The organism is Rhizobium sp. PL01, from assembly GCF_033447125.1.
Classification (GTDB): domain Bacteria; phylum Pseudomonadota; class Alphaproteobacteria; order Rhizobiales; family Rhizobiaceae; genus Pararhizobium.
Genome location: NZ_JAWQUM010000005.1, coordinates 95,624 through 110,000, shown reverse-complemented (window position 1 = coordinate 110,000; position 14,377 = coordinate 95,624). Strand labels below are relative to the sequence as shown.

General features: G+C 60.5%; 15 protein-coding genes and 1 pseudogene. 5 read left to right on the top strand and 11 right to left on the bottom strand.

From position 1 onward, the window contains the following. Window positions 1-21: 21 nt before the first annotated feature. From R6X40_RS13720 to R6X40_RS13705, 4 genes are read right to left on the bottom strand one after another with little or no spacing between them, the layout of a single operon-like run. On the bottom strand, window positions 22-789 hold the full coding sequence (locus tag R6X40_RS13720) for an isocitrate lyase/phosphoenolpyruvate mutase family protein (protein ID WP_318414357.1): 768 nt from the start codon (window positions 787-789) through the stop codon (window positions 22-24). Further along, window positions 786-1,865, bottom strand: coding sequence for a trifunctional transcriptional activator/DNA repair protein Ada/methylated-DNA--[protein]-cysteine S-methyltransferase (locus tag R6X40_RS13715; RefSeq protein WP_318414356.1), 1,080 nt, complete (start codon window positions 1,863-1,865; stop codon window positions 786-788). Before R6X40_RS13715 ends, R6X40_RS13720 begins: the two co-directional genes overlap by 4 nt. Window positions 1,866-1,921: 56 nt before the next feature. Continuing rightward, the gene (locus tag R6X40_RS13710; RefSeq protein ID WP_318414355.1) at window positions 1,922-2,836 is read right to left on the bottom strand and encodes a DMT family transporter; all 915 of its coding nucleotides are present in this window, start codon (window positions 2,834-2,836) and stop codon (window positions 1,922-1,924) included. Window positions 2,837-2,896: 60 nt separating this feature from the next. Further along, window positions 2,897-3,679 carry a sterol desaturase family protein gene (locus R6X40_RS13705; protein ID WP_318414354.1) on the bottom strand — a complete coding sequence of 261 codons (783 nt, stop codon included), beginning with the start codon at window positions 3,677-3,679 and terminating at the stop codon, window positions 2,897-2,899. Window positions 3,680-3,847: 168 nt separating this feature from the next. On the opposite strand from R6X40_RS13705, the gene R6X40_RS13700 reads away from it, so the two are divergent. From R6X40_RS13700 to R6X40_RS13690, 3 genes are all read left to right on the top strand, one after another. Continuing rightward, a complete protein-coding gene (locus R6X40_RS13700) occupies window positions 3,848-4,573 on the top strand; it encodes a class I SAM-dependent methyltransferase (protein ID WP_318414353.1) in 726 nt (241 codons plus the stop codon). A 56-nt stretch (window positions 4,574-4,629) separates the two neighbouring features. Continuing rightward, window positions 4,630-5,343, top strand: a complete 714-nt coding sequence (locus tag R6X40_RS13695) for a pyrimidine 5'-nucleotidase (protein WP_318414352.1) — start codon at window positions 4,630-4,632, stop codon at window positions 5,341-5,343. A 139-nt stretch (window positions 5,344-5,482) separates the two neighbouring features. After that, window positions 5,483-6,010, top strand: a complete 528-nt coding sequence (locus R6X40_RS13690) for a hypothetical protein (RefSeq protein WP_318414351.1) — start codon at window positions 5,483-5,485, stop codon at window positions 6,008-6,010. A gap of 53 nt (window positions 6,011-6,063) precedes the next feature. On the opposite strand, the gene R6X40_RS13685 is transcribed toward R6X40_RS13690, so the two are convergent. The 4 genes and pseudogenes from R6X40_RS13685 to R6X40_RS13670 all read right to left on the bottom strand — a co-directional run bounded on the left by R6X40_RS13685 (window position 6,064) and on the right by R6X40_RS13670 (window position 9,412). Then, on the bottom strand, window positions 6,064-7,446 hold the full coding sequence (locus R6X40_RS13685; protein WP_318414350.1) for a PepSY domain-containing protein: 1,383 nt from the start codon (window positions 7,444-7,446) through the stop codon (window positions 6,064-6,066). A gap of 65 nt (window positions 7,447-7,511) precedes the next feature. After that, entirely contained in the window at window positions 7,512-7,916 is a 405-nt protein-coding gene (locus tag R6X40_RS13680; protein ID WP_318414349.1) for a hypothetical protein, read from the bottom strand. A gap of 68 nt (window positions 7,917-7,984) precedes the next feature. Beyond that, window positions 7,985-8,421: pseudogene (locus R6X40_RS13675) on the bottom strand (pyridoxamine 5'-phosphate oxidase family protein). A gap of 91 nt (window positions 8,422-8,512) precedes the next feature. Beyond that, a complete protein-coding gene (locus R6X40_RS13670) occupies window positions 8,513-9,412 on the bottom strand; it encodes an LOG family protein (RefSeq protein WP_318414348.1) in 900 nt (299 codons plus the stop codon). Window positions 9,413-9,618: 206 nt separating this feature from the next. On the opposite strand from R6X40_RS13670, the gene dapD reads away from it, so the two are divergent. Next, complete coding sequence (gene dapD / locus R6X40_RS13665) at window positions 9,619-10,476, top strand: 2,3,4,5-tetrahydropyridine-2,6-dicarboxylate N-succinyltransferase (RefSeq protein ID WP_318414347.1); 858 nt, start codon at window positions 9,619-9,621, stop codon at window positions 10,474-10,476. 6 nt (window positions 10,477-10,482) lie between these two features. Further along, on the top strand, window positions 10,483-10,842 hold the full coding sequence (locus R6X40_RS13660; protein ID WP_318414346.1) for a DUF805 domain-containing protein: 360 nt from the start codon (window positions 10,483-10,485) through the stop codon (window positions 10,840-10,842). A gap of 39 nt (window positions 10,843-10,881) precedes the next feature. On the opposite strand, the gene R6X40_RS13655 is transcribed toward R6X40_RS13660, so the two are convergent. The 3 genes from R6X40_RS13655 to R6X40_RS13645 form a co-directional block, all read right to left on the bottom strand. Then, window positions 10,882-12,033, bottom strand: a complete 1,152-nt coding sequence (locus R6X40_RS13655; RefSeq protein WP_318414345.1) for a GAF domain-containing sensor histidine kinase — start codon at window positions 12,031-12,033, stop codon at window positions 10,882-10,884. 112 nt (window positions 12,034-12,145) lie between these two features. Continuing rightward, window positions 12,146-13,192, bottom strand: coding sequence for an aldo/keto reductase (locus R6X40_RS13650; protein ID WP_318414344.1), 1,047 nt, complete (start codon window positions 13,190-13,192; stop codon window positions 12,146-12,148). Window positions 13,193-13,332: 140 nt separating this feature from the next. Beyond that, window positions 13,333-14,241: an AraC family transcriptional regulator gene (locus R6X40_RS13645; RefSeq protein WP_318414343.1), complete on the bottom strand. Its 909-nt coding sequence runs from the start codon at window positions 14,239-14,241 to the stop codon at window positions 13,333-13,335. Window positions 14,242-14,377 lie beyond the last annotated feature (136 nt).

The following is a 14,377-nucleotide window of genomic DNA, read 5'->3' as shown; positions in this document are numbered from 1 at the left end:
TCTCGCTCTCCGAACGCCTTATCAGCGCGCCTGATAAACCTCACTCGCTTCTGCCTTCAGCCACTCGATCATCGCCCGATACGGCCCCGGCCCGTAGCTGATACGCGCAACGCCGAGCCCCGCCAGAGTTTTCACATCCATGCCCGGCCGCATCATGATGTTGACAGGTAACGCCACAGCCTCGCAAACACGGCCGATCAGGTCGCGGTTCGACAATCCCGGCACGAAGAAGCCGCTGGCACCAGCCTGGGCGTACGCCGCAGCACGCTCGATGGCCTCGTCCACCAGTGGCGCGTGGCGCACCGGGTCGGAGAGTTTCAGGAAAAGGTCGGTGCGGGCATTGATGAAGAAGGGAATCCCCTTTTCATCCGCCTTGGCCCGGATCGCCTTGATCCGCGCAGCCTGCGCCTCGATCGTATGCAGCCCGCTGCCGCCAACGACCTGGTCCTCGAAATTGATACCGACAGCGCCGATATCGATCACCGCGCCGACATTCTCAGCGGTGGCGTCAGCGTCCTCGGCATAACCACCCTCGAAATCGATCGACACCGGCAGATCGGTTGCCGCCACAATGCTGCGGGCGATATCGATCAGGTGCAACATCGGGATTTCCTGACCGTCGCCATAACCGTTGGCATCGGCCACCGACCAGCTTCCGGTCGCCAGCGCCTTGGCGCCGGACGCTGCCACAGCCTTGGCCGTTCCCGCATCCCAGATATTGTAGAGCACCACCGGATCGCCCTTGCGATGCAGGTTGGCGAACGCCTTTGCCTTGTCCGTCTGGTTCATCGTCTTTCCTCCGAAAACAATCCTGTTGGACTCATCCTGCCTTCATGCCGCAAAAGCCACTGCTTGCGCCAGAGCCCGCCGCCATATCCCGTCAGCGAACCGTCTGAACCAATGCAGCGGTGGCAGGGAATGACAATCGAAATCTGGTTGGCACCATTGGCTTTGGCAACGGCCCGGACCGCTTTCATTGTATCCACTTCGCAGGCAATATCGCCATAGGAACGCGTCTCGCCGGGCGGAATATCCTGCAACTTCGCCCAGACCTGCCGTTCGAACGCAGTGCCATTAAGGGCCAGCGGCGTCTGGAATGCGCCTGTCTTGCCGGCGAAATAGCCGGAAAGCTCGGTCCCGATCTGTTCAATCGGCGGCGTCTTTCCAGGGGCAACGGATGAGCGTGTCTGACGCTTCAGCTTTTCCATCTCGGCAGGCAACCCCTTGCGGTCATGGAATTCAAGCAGGTGCAGGCGTGTTTCGTCGCCAACCGCGACCATCGGACCGAGCGGCGTCTCCATCCAGTCGGCATAGAGCAATGTACGCCCCTGCGACATCGCCGGCGCTCCCCCGATCAGCCGGGCAAAGGCCGCGCGAAATCCGCTCGGGGATTCGTAGCCTGCATCGATCTGGGCATCGATGACCCGCCCGCCGTCAGCCAGGCTCCGGGCTGCTGCTCCAAGCCTGCGATGCCGCGCAAGATCGAGGAAAGTGATACCGAGATGACGCTTGAAGGCGCGGCGCACGGTCGATGGGTCATAGCCGCGCCGGATGAGATCAGTCTCCGTCCAGCGCCGTTCCGGATCGGCGTCGAGCGCCTGCATCAGGCCGTCGACGATCGCATCCTTGCCGCCAGCGGTCTCCAGGGGCCGGCAGCGCAGGCAAGGCCGAAAACCCGCCTCCAGACAGGTGCCGATCGAATCGACGAAGATGGTATTTTCTCGCCTCGGCTTTCGCGCCGGGCATGACAGCCGGCAGAAGATGCCGGTGGTCTTGACGCAGACGAAGGCCGAGCCTTCGTAATTGGTGCTGCGCGCCAAAAGCGCGTCATAAAGGATGTCTTCAGGGGGCAGATCGAAAAGCATGTTCCCTTCTACCACCGGAGCATTTTTGACGCCGCCGAAAATCGGGCGCCTATTTTTTAAAGGATCAGCAGCATCACCACGCCGAGCACGATCAGCAGGCAGCCGAGGACTTCCAGCTTGTTGATCCATTCACGGAAGATGAACACCGCCGAGGCAAAGGTGAACAGCATTTCCACCTGCGCCACCACCTTGACGATCGCCGCCTGCTGCAGCGTCATTGCCATGAACCAGCCGAAGGACGCCGATGCGCCGGCAAAGCCCACCAACAGGCCCGGCCGCCACGCCTTGATGACGCGTTTCAACTCGTCCGGCTCGCGGATCAGGATCCAGACCAGCATTGTCACGGTCTGCAACAGGATGACGAAGCCGAGCGTGAAACTCGCCTGCATGACGAAATCCGGCTGCGGCAGGCTGGGGGCCAGCGCCAGCGAGGCCGAGCGGTAGGACACCGCCGACAGGCCGAAGAACGTGCCGGACAAGAGCCCGATGCCTGCCGTTTGGGTAAAAACAGACGTTACCAGCGATTTGACGCTGAGTGGCGTCCGCGCCACCGAGATGATCATCACCCCGACGACCGAGATGGCGATGGCCACCAGCGTTCCCCTGCTTGCGGCTTCACCCAGAAAGATCAGCCCGAACAACGCCGCCTGCGCCGGCTCGGTGCGCGAATAGGCGGTTCCAACTGCGAAGTTGCGGAAGGAAAACAGGTGCACGAGCAAGAAGGTCGCAGCGATCTGCGAGAGACCACCAATCACCGCCCAGAGGAAGAAATGTGCATCCGGAACCGGCAGCGGCCGGTCAAACCCGCGCCAGAGAACCGCCAGATAAAGCAGCGCGAACGGCACGCCATAACCGAAGCGCACGAACGTCGCTCCGGTCGTGCCCATGACGCCCTTGAGGTGCTTCTGCATGGCGGAGCGGATGTTTTGCAAAAACGCCGCGACGATGGTGATAACGATCCAGGTTTGCATGATGCCGGGCTAACATGCAGGTCAAGGCTCTGCCAAGTGCGCGAGCCCGCGAAAATCGGATCAGACCGACTTTTCCTGAGCCTCCGGCGATTGCCGGAATGTGAGCGACGGCGCTTCGTCCTCGAACGTCTTCACGCGCTGATCGTAATCCGGCGAAACCGTGCCGAGAACGCGGTCCCAGAACGAAAAATAGTTGCCGTAATTATAGCGGAAACCCGAATGGTGCTGGTCATGGAACGTCGTGCACAACATCGGTGAGGGATAACGCGACGTCGAGGACGCAAAATACTCGAAACCGCAATGGCCGAACATGCCGTTGAAATGCTCGAACACGCGCTGCCCGATCAGGATTGCCGGTGGAAACGGCACGATGAAGACGATGACCGCGGTAAACCCCTGCAGCAGGAAATTGTCGAGAACATCCTCGGAATAGGTACTCCACACCGTCGGCGCGACGCTTTTGTGATGCAGCGCATGCAGCGGATAGAGCCACTTCGTATGCAGCAGCCGGTGCATGAAATAGAACCACGTATCATAGAGGAACATGATCAGCAGGAAGAGCGGCAGCGCCGTCCACCAGCTGAATTCCCAAGGCATCAGTGCCCAGCCTTTCGCCTGCGCGTAAAGGCCGATCGTCAGCGGCAGGCAAGCGCTGAACATGGAGGCCAGGCTCTGGCGGATTTCTGCATTGCGCCGTTTTCCAGGCCCGCGCCCCTTTTGAATCTTCCGTTCCGGATTGCGTTCGTTGACCCAGGTGACCATGAAGCCAAAGGCAAAATAGGTAACAACGGATGCGGCATAAAAGCCGAGCAGAAACAGACTGTAGAAGAGTTCATCCGACATCGATATTTGCCGCTCCGGGGCCAAACTGCACGGTCCGGAACCTGCCACACCGGCTTGGCAATTCAAAGGGAAATGCGCATCTGGCTGACAAAGCCCGTTTCCGTGACCGGCCGGTCATGCCACAAAGCTCCATCCATTTCGAAGACGAACCCGTTCCAGGATGCTGTCATGGCAGATCTGCACTATGAAGAGCCATTGCTGGCGGCACTCTACGATCTCGACAGTGGCTGGTCGGAGGACCGGGATTTCTATCTGGCGCTGGCTGGCAGAACACCGAAGTGCGTTCTCGATCTCGGCTGCGGCACCGGGCTGCTCTGCGACGCCTATGCAGCACTTGGTCACGCGGTAACCGGCGTCGATCCTGCCAAAGCCATGCTCGATATCGCCCGGCAAAAGCCGCACGGTTCGCAGATCGAATGGGTGCAAGCATCGGCCCAGACCTTTCGCTTACCGCAAAAGTTCGACGTGATCATCATGACCGGCCACGCCTTCCAGGTCTTTCTCGACGACAGCGATATCCTCGCGGTCTTTACGACGATGCGGGAACAGCTCGCGCCGGGGGGTACGATTGCGTTCGAGAGCCGCAACCCTGAGATCGACTGGGCCACACGCTGGAACACTGATGCCGATCTTGATGCCGGCGGACACCACATTCATCAATCGCGCCAGGTGACGAGGAGCAGGGACAAGCGCATCGCGTTTGAAACCCGCTACACGCTCGACGGCCGGACACTCGTCTCATTGAGCGAACTGCTGTTCCTGTCGCTGGGGGACATCGAAGAGCGTCTCAAGGCGGCAGGTCTTCGCGCTGACGCCGTCTATGGAGATTGGCAGTCGCAGCCGTTTGACACGCCTCTCTCCGAGGAAATGATCTTCATCGTCAAACCAGCCTGACCACCGCGACATATTTCCCGTTTGCCTCTGCCGAGACCCGTGGCATAAGAGCGCCCATGACACAGCTTGACCGCCTGCCGACCAAAGCCGATTTCTCCCATGTCACCGACTGGGTGTTCGATCTCGACAACACGCTCTATCCGCATCACGTCAATCTGTTCTCGCAGATCGACCGCAACATGACGGCCTATGTCGCAGCGTTGCTGACGCTGGATCCGGTGGCGGCCAAGGCGTTGCAGAAAGAATATTACCGCGACCATGGCACCACGCTGCAGGGCCTGATGATCCATCATGGCATCGACCCCAACGACTTCCTGCAGAAGGCGCATGCGATCGACTATTCCGTCGTTCCGGCCGATCCGGCACTCGGCGAAGCCATCAAGGCGCTGCCAGGCCGCAAGTTCATCTTCACCAATGGCAGCGTCAAGCATGCCGAGATGACAGCCCGCGCGCTCGGCATCCTTGATCATTTCGATGATATCTTCGATATCGTTGCCGCCGAATATGTGCCGAAGCCAGCCGGTGACACCTATGACAAGTTCATGAGCCTGCACCGGGTTGATACCAAGCATGCTGCCATGTTCGAGGACCTGCCGCGCAATCTAGTGGTGCCGAAAGCACTCGGCATGAAAACGGTTCTGCTGGTTCCGCGCAATTTCGAATACGAGTTTGCTGAAGCCTGGGAAAAGCAAGGCGATGGCGATGTGCAGGCCGATTACGTCACCGAGGACCTGACGGGCTTTCTTAACCGGCTTTTATCCGAAGGCTGACACTGGCCGCTGAAACACAGTTTCGACACGGAAAAACCCCTTTTCCGTCAAAGACTTACATTACGAAAGTTTAACTGGTCATCCGCGCCCCGCCGTCTATCTTTTCCTCAGACACTTCGTTCAAGGAAAGGAATTCGACATGCGGAAGAACACACTCATTCTCGGCGCCGTCGCCGCCAGCCTGGCTCTGACCGGCTTCGTCGCCCCCACCTTCGCAGCGCGGCAGAAGCCAACCCCGGAGCAGCGTGCTGAATGGATGATCAAGCGCCTCGATACCAATGGCGACAGCAAGGTCTCGCTGGACGAGGTCAACGCTAAAACCGCGGAAGCCTTCAAATCCTTCGATGCCGATGGCAACGGTCAGGTGACCCGCGACGAGATCAAGGCCAAGCGCACGGCCTTCCGCGAGGCCCGCAAGGAATGGCGCGCCGCCAAGGACAAGACCGGCGATGAAAAGACGGTAGCCATGGAAAAGCTGAAAGAAATGCGCCCGGCAATGCTGCCCGGCATGCGGCCGAAAGCTTTCAAGCACGTCGATACCGACAAGAACGGTTCGTTGAGCCTCGCCGAGGTGACCGCGCGCGCCGACAAGATGTTCAAGCGCCGCGACACCAATGGCGACGGAGTCATCGACGCCTCGGACTTCACCAAGACCAAGAAGATCTGATTGTAATCGCGCCCCGGCCTATCAAAGGCCGGGGCGTTTTTCTTGCAGCTTGATCAGGCGCCGGACTGCGGAGAAAAGCGGATCGCGCGCCGGAAGTGCGGATAGCTCCAGTCCAGCACCAGCATCACCACAAGCGAGAGACCGACCAGCGGAAACAGAATGCCGCCGATTGCCAAAAGTGCGATCAGGCCGCGAAACACGCGCTTGTCCGCTGGCATTGGCGGTACACCGAGAGAACCCTTCGGCCGGCGCTTCCACCACATGATCGCAGCCGAAACCGCCAAAAGCACGATGGTGATACACGCGGCCAGCAGGACGAGCTGGTTCACGAGCCCGAATTCCTGCCCCATGTGAACATTGATCCCCCATTCCAGCGCCTTGCCGAGCGGGCCGTAATCCGCATAGCTCATGTCGATCAGCGGCTTGCCGCTATACTGGTCGAGATGCACCACCCGCTGCTGCGCGACATCGTCCGGATAGACGGAGCCGGTATAGACGCCTTGTGGCTTCATCGGAATATTCACCGCATAACCGTGATGCAGGCCAAGCGTGTCAAAGATGGCCACAGCCTGATCGAGACCGATCGCCGCTGCGCCATCGCCGGTGGACTGTGGCACCTGCGCCTGTTCCAGAGACCACGTCGTCTTGGCAATATGGTCGAGATGCTCGCCCGACATTGGCACGGATGTGCGCACGCCAGCCGGATAGCCGAAATTGCTGCCGTTTGCCCATTCATTGACCTTCTCGCCCCAGACGCCGGACCAGGGCATGCCGGTCACCGCCAGAAAAACGATGAAGAAGCCGACGAAAATACCGCTGACCGCATGGGTATCACGCCAGAATACCCGCCGTTTCGGCGTGCCGCGAACGCTCAACACCCCGCCCGTCTGGGTACGCGGCCACCAGAGATAGATGCCGGTGGCGACCAGAAGGATCGACCAGCCCGCGGCGATCTCGATCAGCGTCCGCGCAAACGAGCCGAAATATTTCAGGCTGTGCAGGGTGCGGATGGTCCACATGATGGTACCGCGATCGGGAAGCGCGCCTAGCACATTGCCGTCATAGGGATTGACGTAAACCGCCAGCCTCCCGGCCGCGGGTGTATTGACGGTGATCTCGACGGGTTCCACCGGCGATGGCGGATCAGTGTATTTGACGGCCGTGCCGGGATAGGCGGCCAGCGCCGCGGCGACCATGGCCGATGGGGCGGCCGTCTCGACGTTTTCCTGGATCTCGACGCGCTTCAGATCGGCGTAAACAAGCCCATCGATCTCGTCGCGGAACAGGTAGAGCGCGCCGGTAACGGCAAGGGTGATCAGAAAGGGCAGAACGAGCAGGCCTGCGTAGAAATGCCAGCGCCAGACGGCGCGGTAAAGGTCGGACGGCGAACGCACCGCAACAGCGGTCTCCGCGCGGCCGATGGTGAAATCGGACATGGGGTATCTCCAGATGAGCAAAATTGTCGGCCGCCGCCTTTGCTGCGGAGCCTTGATTCAAAACGTCATGCAGAGTTGGAAGGGGGAGCCCTGGCTTCGGCAAAAAAGCTGCGAAGAACGACGCGTGGCACAGGCTTTGCCGCGAAATCAATTTCGGCCGCGTGGCTGAGCACGGGAACTGCGATATCGATCGAACGACCGGGCAAAGCAGGCGTATAGCCCGCTGCCAGCTGACACAGCGTGGCGCACAGATCGTGGGCGGCCTTGGCCGGGCCGCCGTCGGGCAAGGTCTGCTGCGGCCCATCCTCATGCGCAATGCAGAGAATGTTGAACGGATCGACGGCGGCGCTCGCCATCGTTCCATGCGCAACACCGGACAGAAGCCCCTGCATCAAAAGCATAGCAGCGAACAGCACGGCGATCGCGCCGGCCGACACTCTATCTCTCAAGACAAGCCGCAAGGTTTTCATGACGGCTCATTGCCACAGCCGCGACCTGCTGTCACTGCGACACAAAGCGTATGCAGGCCAAACAGTTTTCAATGAGCCCGCTTGGCGTCTTTCAGCTTCACTTCGCCTTCATCCTCGCCGTCCCAGTAATGCGCCCGCGTCGCACTGATCTTGATCATCACCATGCCTTTGGTGTCGATGCCATCCTTGAACCAGTCGTCCAGATCCGGCGTCCAGTGTTTCTTGAAGATGGCCTTGTCCTTGATGAGGTCGGCTTCGCCTTCCACGGCCACCGAAAAGGCCTTCTTGCCCTGGAAGGCGAGGCCCACTTCGGATTGCGCTTGATGTCGTCGACCATGCGCGAATTTTCCCAAGTGAAATAAAAGGAATCACCGTCATATTCGACCTCGCCATTGTTGCTCATCGGCCGGCCGGCAATGGCGCCGCCATCCGTATGGGTCGACAGCATGGCGATATCGATATCGCGCATTTTGGCGGCTATTTCGGAAAGGGTCTTTGAAGGCATGATCATCTCCCGTTTCAATGAATGACGGAAGAACGCAGCCCGCGCCGTTTGGTTCAGACGCGGGCCGGGTAATGAGTGATCGTGATCCTTTTTATCGCGCGCCGGATGCCATCGGCACCGTTGCCGGATCGACCGTCTCGTAGAATTTCGAGATGATGTCCCAGGCTTCCTCGGCGGTTTCGACGAACTGGATAAGATCGAGATCGTCGGGCGAGATGGTGCCGAAATCAGCCAGCGCCTCGAAATTGATGACGCTGCGCCAGAACTTTTCGCCAAAAAGGATGAGCGGCACCAGCGCCATGCGGCCCGTCTGCATCAGCGTGATCGTTTCGAACAATTCGTCGAACGTGCCAAAGCCACCCGGGAAAACCGTGACGGCCTTGGCGCGCACCAGGAAGTGCATTTTCCGGATGGCGAAGTAATGGAAGTTGAACGACAGCTCCGGTGTCACGTAACGATTGGGCGCCTGCTCGTGCGGAAGCACGATGTTCAGCCCGATCGACGGCGCGCCAATGTCGTCGGCACCGCGATTGCCGGCCTCCATCACACCCGGCCCACCACCGGTGGTCACCACATATTCCTTGTAGTCCGACTGGGCCGAATGCAGCGAGCAAAGACGGGCAAACTTGCGCGCTTCTTCGTAATAGACCGAGGCGGCCGTCAGGTTCTGGCGCTGGGTCTCGTTCTTGGCGGCCCAGGCGTCACCGCCCGGTTCCGGGATGCGGGCGCCGCCGAACATCACCACCGTCGAGTTGATACCGCGCTCGGCCATGATCATTTCGGGTTTTAGCAATTCCAGCTGCAGCCGCACGGGGCGCAGTTCTTCCCGGGCCAGGAAATCGTCATCCGTATAGGCGAGCCTGTAGGAGGGAGACATCGATTGCGGTGTCTGCGGAACGCCCGCCGCGCGCTGGCGGGTCTGCTGGCTATCGACCAGAGGATCCCAGACCCCGTCCTTGCGCCGCAGATTCCGCTTTTTCATTCTTGCCATGTCAAACTTTCCTGCCGCAAACCGGCAGCAAATCATCGCTACCGGATGCTCCTTACAATCCATCGGGCGCTACGGATCAAATCACCCGCAGCCATTCCGGGACTTACACCTTCATCCAGCCTCGACCGCAACCGAAAACCACTTCAATTTTTCGGGATCATGCTCTAGAGCAGATTACGATAGCCGCCGAAGTTTAAGGAATTCCGATGACGACCCATGATCTCGCCTCCCTGTCGCAGACCATCGACACCGCTTTCGACAACCGCGATAGCGTCACCATCAACACCAAGGGCGAGATCCGCGATGCGGTGGATACCGCGCTTGACCTGCTCGACGGCGGCAAGGTGCGCGTCGCCGAACGCGGCGCCGATGGCAACTGGACGGTCAATCAATGGCTGAAAAAGGCCGTTCTTCTGTCGTTCCGGCTGAATGACATGGAAGTCGTCAAGGGTGGTTCGGGCCAGTCGACCTGGTGGGACAAGGTTCCCTCGAAGTTCGAAGGCTGGGGTGAAAACCAGTTCCGCGAAGCCGGTTTTCGCGCCGTACCGAATGCGGTCGTTCGCCGCTCCGCCTACATTGCCCCCAACGCCATCCTGATGCCGTCCTTCGTCAATCTCGGCGCCTATGTCGGCGAAGGCACGATGGTCGACACCTGGGCGACCGTTGGTTCCTGCGCCCAGATCGGCAAGCATGTGCATCTGTCCGGCGGCGTCGGCATTGGCGGCGTGCTGGAGCCGATGCAGGCAGGCCCGACGATCATCGAGGACAATTGCTTCATCGGCGCCCGCTCGGAAGTCGTTGAAGGCTGCATCGTGCGCGAAGGCTCGGTGCTCGGCATGGGTGTCTTCATCGGTAAATCGACCAAGATTGTCGACCGTGCCACCGGCGAAGTCACCTATGGCGAAGTCCCGCCCTATTCCGTCGTCGTTGCAGGTTCGATGGGCTCCGGCGCCATCATGCCGAACGGTGTCGTTACGCCGAACCTCTATTGCGCCGTTATCGTCAAGCGCGTCGATGAAAAGACCCGCTCCAAGACCGGCATCAACGAACTTCTGCGAGACTGATCCATCATGCGCACGGAGGGGCAGCAGAGCATGTCCTGGCTGTTCTTCAGCCCCTCCGGCCGCGTCAGCCGCCTGCCCTATTTCCTCGGCTGGCTATTCTGGGCTGCAATCAGCGGCCTTGTTCTCACCCGCGTGTTCGCCCATCAGGGAAACGACATTGCGCAGGCACTCTGGACCCTGATCGTGGTGGTCACAGCGCTTGTCTCCACCGCGTCGATCGCGCTGATGACCATCAAGCGGCTGCACGATATCGGCTATCCCGGCCACCTCGCAATCTGCCTGTTCATCCCCGTGCTCAGCCCTGTTCTCTTCCTCGCGCTCTGCCTGTGGCCGGGCACCGAAGGGTCAAACGACTACGGCCGCTGAATCAACGGACAGGATCAGACTGCCGGGATGGTGGCTCTGCTATTGCTGCGGCATCTGGAAAGTGAAACGGGTCTCTTCCGGCGATGATGTCACCTGAAGCGTGCCCTTGTGCGCCTTGGCGATTTCCGAGGCGATATAGAGCCCGAGACCCAGCCCCTGCAGGTTCGCCTTGGCCGAGGCGCGCACGAACGGCTTGAACAGGTCCCTGACCACAGCTTCCGGGATCGGTTCGCCGCCATTGCTGACAGCAAGCTCGAAACGGCCGCCGATTATACCCGAGCGCACCGTGATCGGCGCCTCGGGATCGCCGTGCGTCAGCGCATTGGCCAGCAGGTTCGACAGCAATTGCCCGATCCGGCCTTCGTCGCACCGGACCATCCCGTCCATCAGGTCCGCGTCGATCCGCCGCCCGGGATTGGCCAACCTCAGCTCGGCGATCACCTGCTCCATCACCGGACGCAGCGGCACACGGTCGGCCTGCTCGATGGAAATACCGCCGCCCAGCCGGCCGCGGGCGAAATCGAGCACATTGTCGATCAGGCCCGACATGCGCGAAATGCTGTTCTGCATCAGCCCGAGCACAGTCTTGCCCTTGTCGTCGGTCACCGAGCGCTGCAGCATCCGGGTGCCGGCATCAAGCGAGGCCAGCGGATTGCGCAAATCGTGGCCCAGCACCGCGATGAACTGCTCACGCAGCTCGCTGCCCTGCCGCTCCTGGTCGATCCGGTCATGCGCATCGAGATGGAATGCGATCAGGTTGGCAAACAGCTGGAACATGCCGACGATTTCCGGCGTGTTCAGTGCGCGCGGCACCGTGTCGATGGCGCAAAGCGTGCCGAAGAAGGAACCATCACCCAGCATGATCGGCATCGAGATGTAACTCTGCAAGCCATACATCGCCGGCGTATGATGGGTAGAATAGGTGGGATCTTCCGCCACATTGTCGATGATGACAGGCTGGCGGTGATCCCTGATCTCATTGCAGATCGTCGTTTCGATCTTCAGCTCGCCGCCCGGCTCCAGTCCAAAGGCCAGATTGTCCTGAACGCCGCAGGCAATCCACCGGTCGGCGGTGACCCTTGCCACCGCCGCAAAACGCATGCCGGTCGTCCTGCAGACCACATCGAGAATGGTCGGCACGGCGCTGATCTGGGCGATTGCGTCAACGGCGGCGGCAGGGTTGTCGTTCAATGCACTACTTTCGATAGGAGGTGGTCAAAGCACTAACCTCTTTTTCGGTGTAATGCAGCTCAGATGCAAGTCTGATGATGGCAAGGGCACCGTAAACGGCGCTGCTGTGGCATCATGCCTTGGCTTCGAACGGCTGCGGCCGGCGCGCTCCCCCCTGCCGCTCCAGCATCCAGCCCGGATATTCCGGCGGCAATGCACTGACATCATTCAGCTTGGCCATATCGTCGGCATCGAGCGTCAGCTTCACCGCCTTCAGGTTTTCCTCCAGCTGCTCCACCCGCTTGGCGCCAATGATGACGCTGGTGACAAAGGGTTTGGCAAGGATGAAGGCAAGCGCCACTTCGGCGACGCTGGCACCGTGCTTTTCCGCAACTTCGCGCATGGCGGCAACGCAGGCCCAGGCCCTATCCTTGTCAACCGGCGGGAAATCGAAGTTTGCCCGGCGGCCCTCGCCATTGCCCGGCGCGCCCGGTCCATACTTGCCCGAGAGAAGCCCGCCAGCGAGCGGCGACCAGACCATCAGCCCCATCTTTTCCTCGGTCAGCAGCGGCACTATCTCGCGCTCCAGATCACGGCCGGCGATCGAGTAATAGGCCTGCAGCGTCTCGAACCGGGCAAACCCCTTGCGCTCCGACACACCCAGCGCCTTGGCGATCTTCCAGGCCTGCCAGTTGGACATGCCGACATAACGAACCAGTCCGCCCGAAACCAGATCGTCCAGCGCCCTGAGCGTCTCGTCGATCGGCGTCACCGTATCGGTTCCATGGATCTGGTAGAGATCGATATGGTCCATCTGCAGCCGGTCGAGGCTCTCCTCGACCGAGTCCATGATATGGCCGCGCGAAGCGCCCCGGTCGTTTGGGCCGTCGCCCATCTGACCATAGACCTTGGTGGCGATCACCACGTCCTTGCGCGCAACGCCGAGATTGATCAGCGACTGCCCGAGCAAACGCTCGGATTCGCCAGCCGAATAGACATCGGCAGTGTCGATGAAGTTGACGCCGGCGGCCAGCGACCGTTCAACGATCCGGTCGGCGGCATCCTGGCCGACACCGGCGATCCCGCCCCAGAAGGCGCCTTCGGCCGATCCGAAGGTCATCGTCCCCAGGCAGATTTCCGAAACGAACAGGCCGGTATTGCCAAGCTGATTGTAACGCATGGGTAGCTCCATAGTTCTGTGAATAGAAGTGCGGAAGGGCCCGGCAGCGCGGGCGGGGTTCTTCAGGGATGTAGGGCGCAACGGCTGCGTTGCCACCCCGGGGTTTTTCGAACGCCTGTCTGCGCGTTCAAAACGGTTGGTTATTCGGCCGCCACCTGCGTGCGCAGCGTCGCGACATCGCGCAGCGGCGACTGGCCGTAAAGACGGGTATATTCCAGTCCGAACTGCGACGGGCTCTGGTAGCCGACGGTATGCCCGGCCGTTCCGGCGTCCATGTTGTCGACCAGCATCAGGCGGCGCGCCTCGTTCAGCCGCAGCTGCTTCTGGTACTGCATCGGGGTCATCGCCGCGACAGCCTTGAAGTGATGGTGCAGCGACGAAACGCTCATACCGCAATGCTCCGCCAGGTCCTCGATCCGAAGCGGCCTGACGTAATGTTCGCGCAGCCAGGCGATGGCCTTGGCGACCCGGTTTCCCGGGCTGTCGGCCGTGGCAATCTGGATCAATCGTGGTCCGTAAGGGCCTGTCAGAAGGCGATAGAGAATTTCCTGTTCGACGAGCGGTGCCACCCCGGCAATGTCGCTTGGAGTATCAAGGAGCCTCAGGTACCGGAGCGTTGCATCCACAAGGCCGGGCGAGGCCTTGTGGACGGCAAGGCCCCGCATGCCATCCGCCGTTGCCGCGACAGATGGAACCGCAATCCGCTGCAGCACTTCGCGCAGCCGGTCGGGATTGATCACCATGCCAAGCCCCAGATGCGGCTCTTGCGGACTGGCCACGCTGACCTGGGAGATCACCGGCAGGTCGAACGACACAACGACACAATCGCCAACCCCATAATGATAGACATCCTGCCCGAGCGTGACACTTTTCTGACCTTGGGCAATCAGCGCGAAGGCCGGGCGATGGGCGAGATGTACTGGGTTTGTCGGCGCGGTCTGGCGCCCCAGGAGCAGATTCTCGATCGCGGTCGGAAACATGCCCGATCCCGAGGTATGCCGCGAAATGATCTCAGCGATTTCACCGAAACGTTCTGTCTGGTTCTGCATGGAGCGCAAACGATACCCTGATGTCCGACTGATCCGACGCTACTCCTGATTTTTGGCCCGGGAAATGTCTCGTTATCCAGTTTTGCAGGATCGCATAGAAATCTCGGAGTATCGTTGTAACGCTAAAGCATGGGTC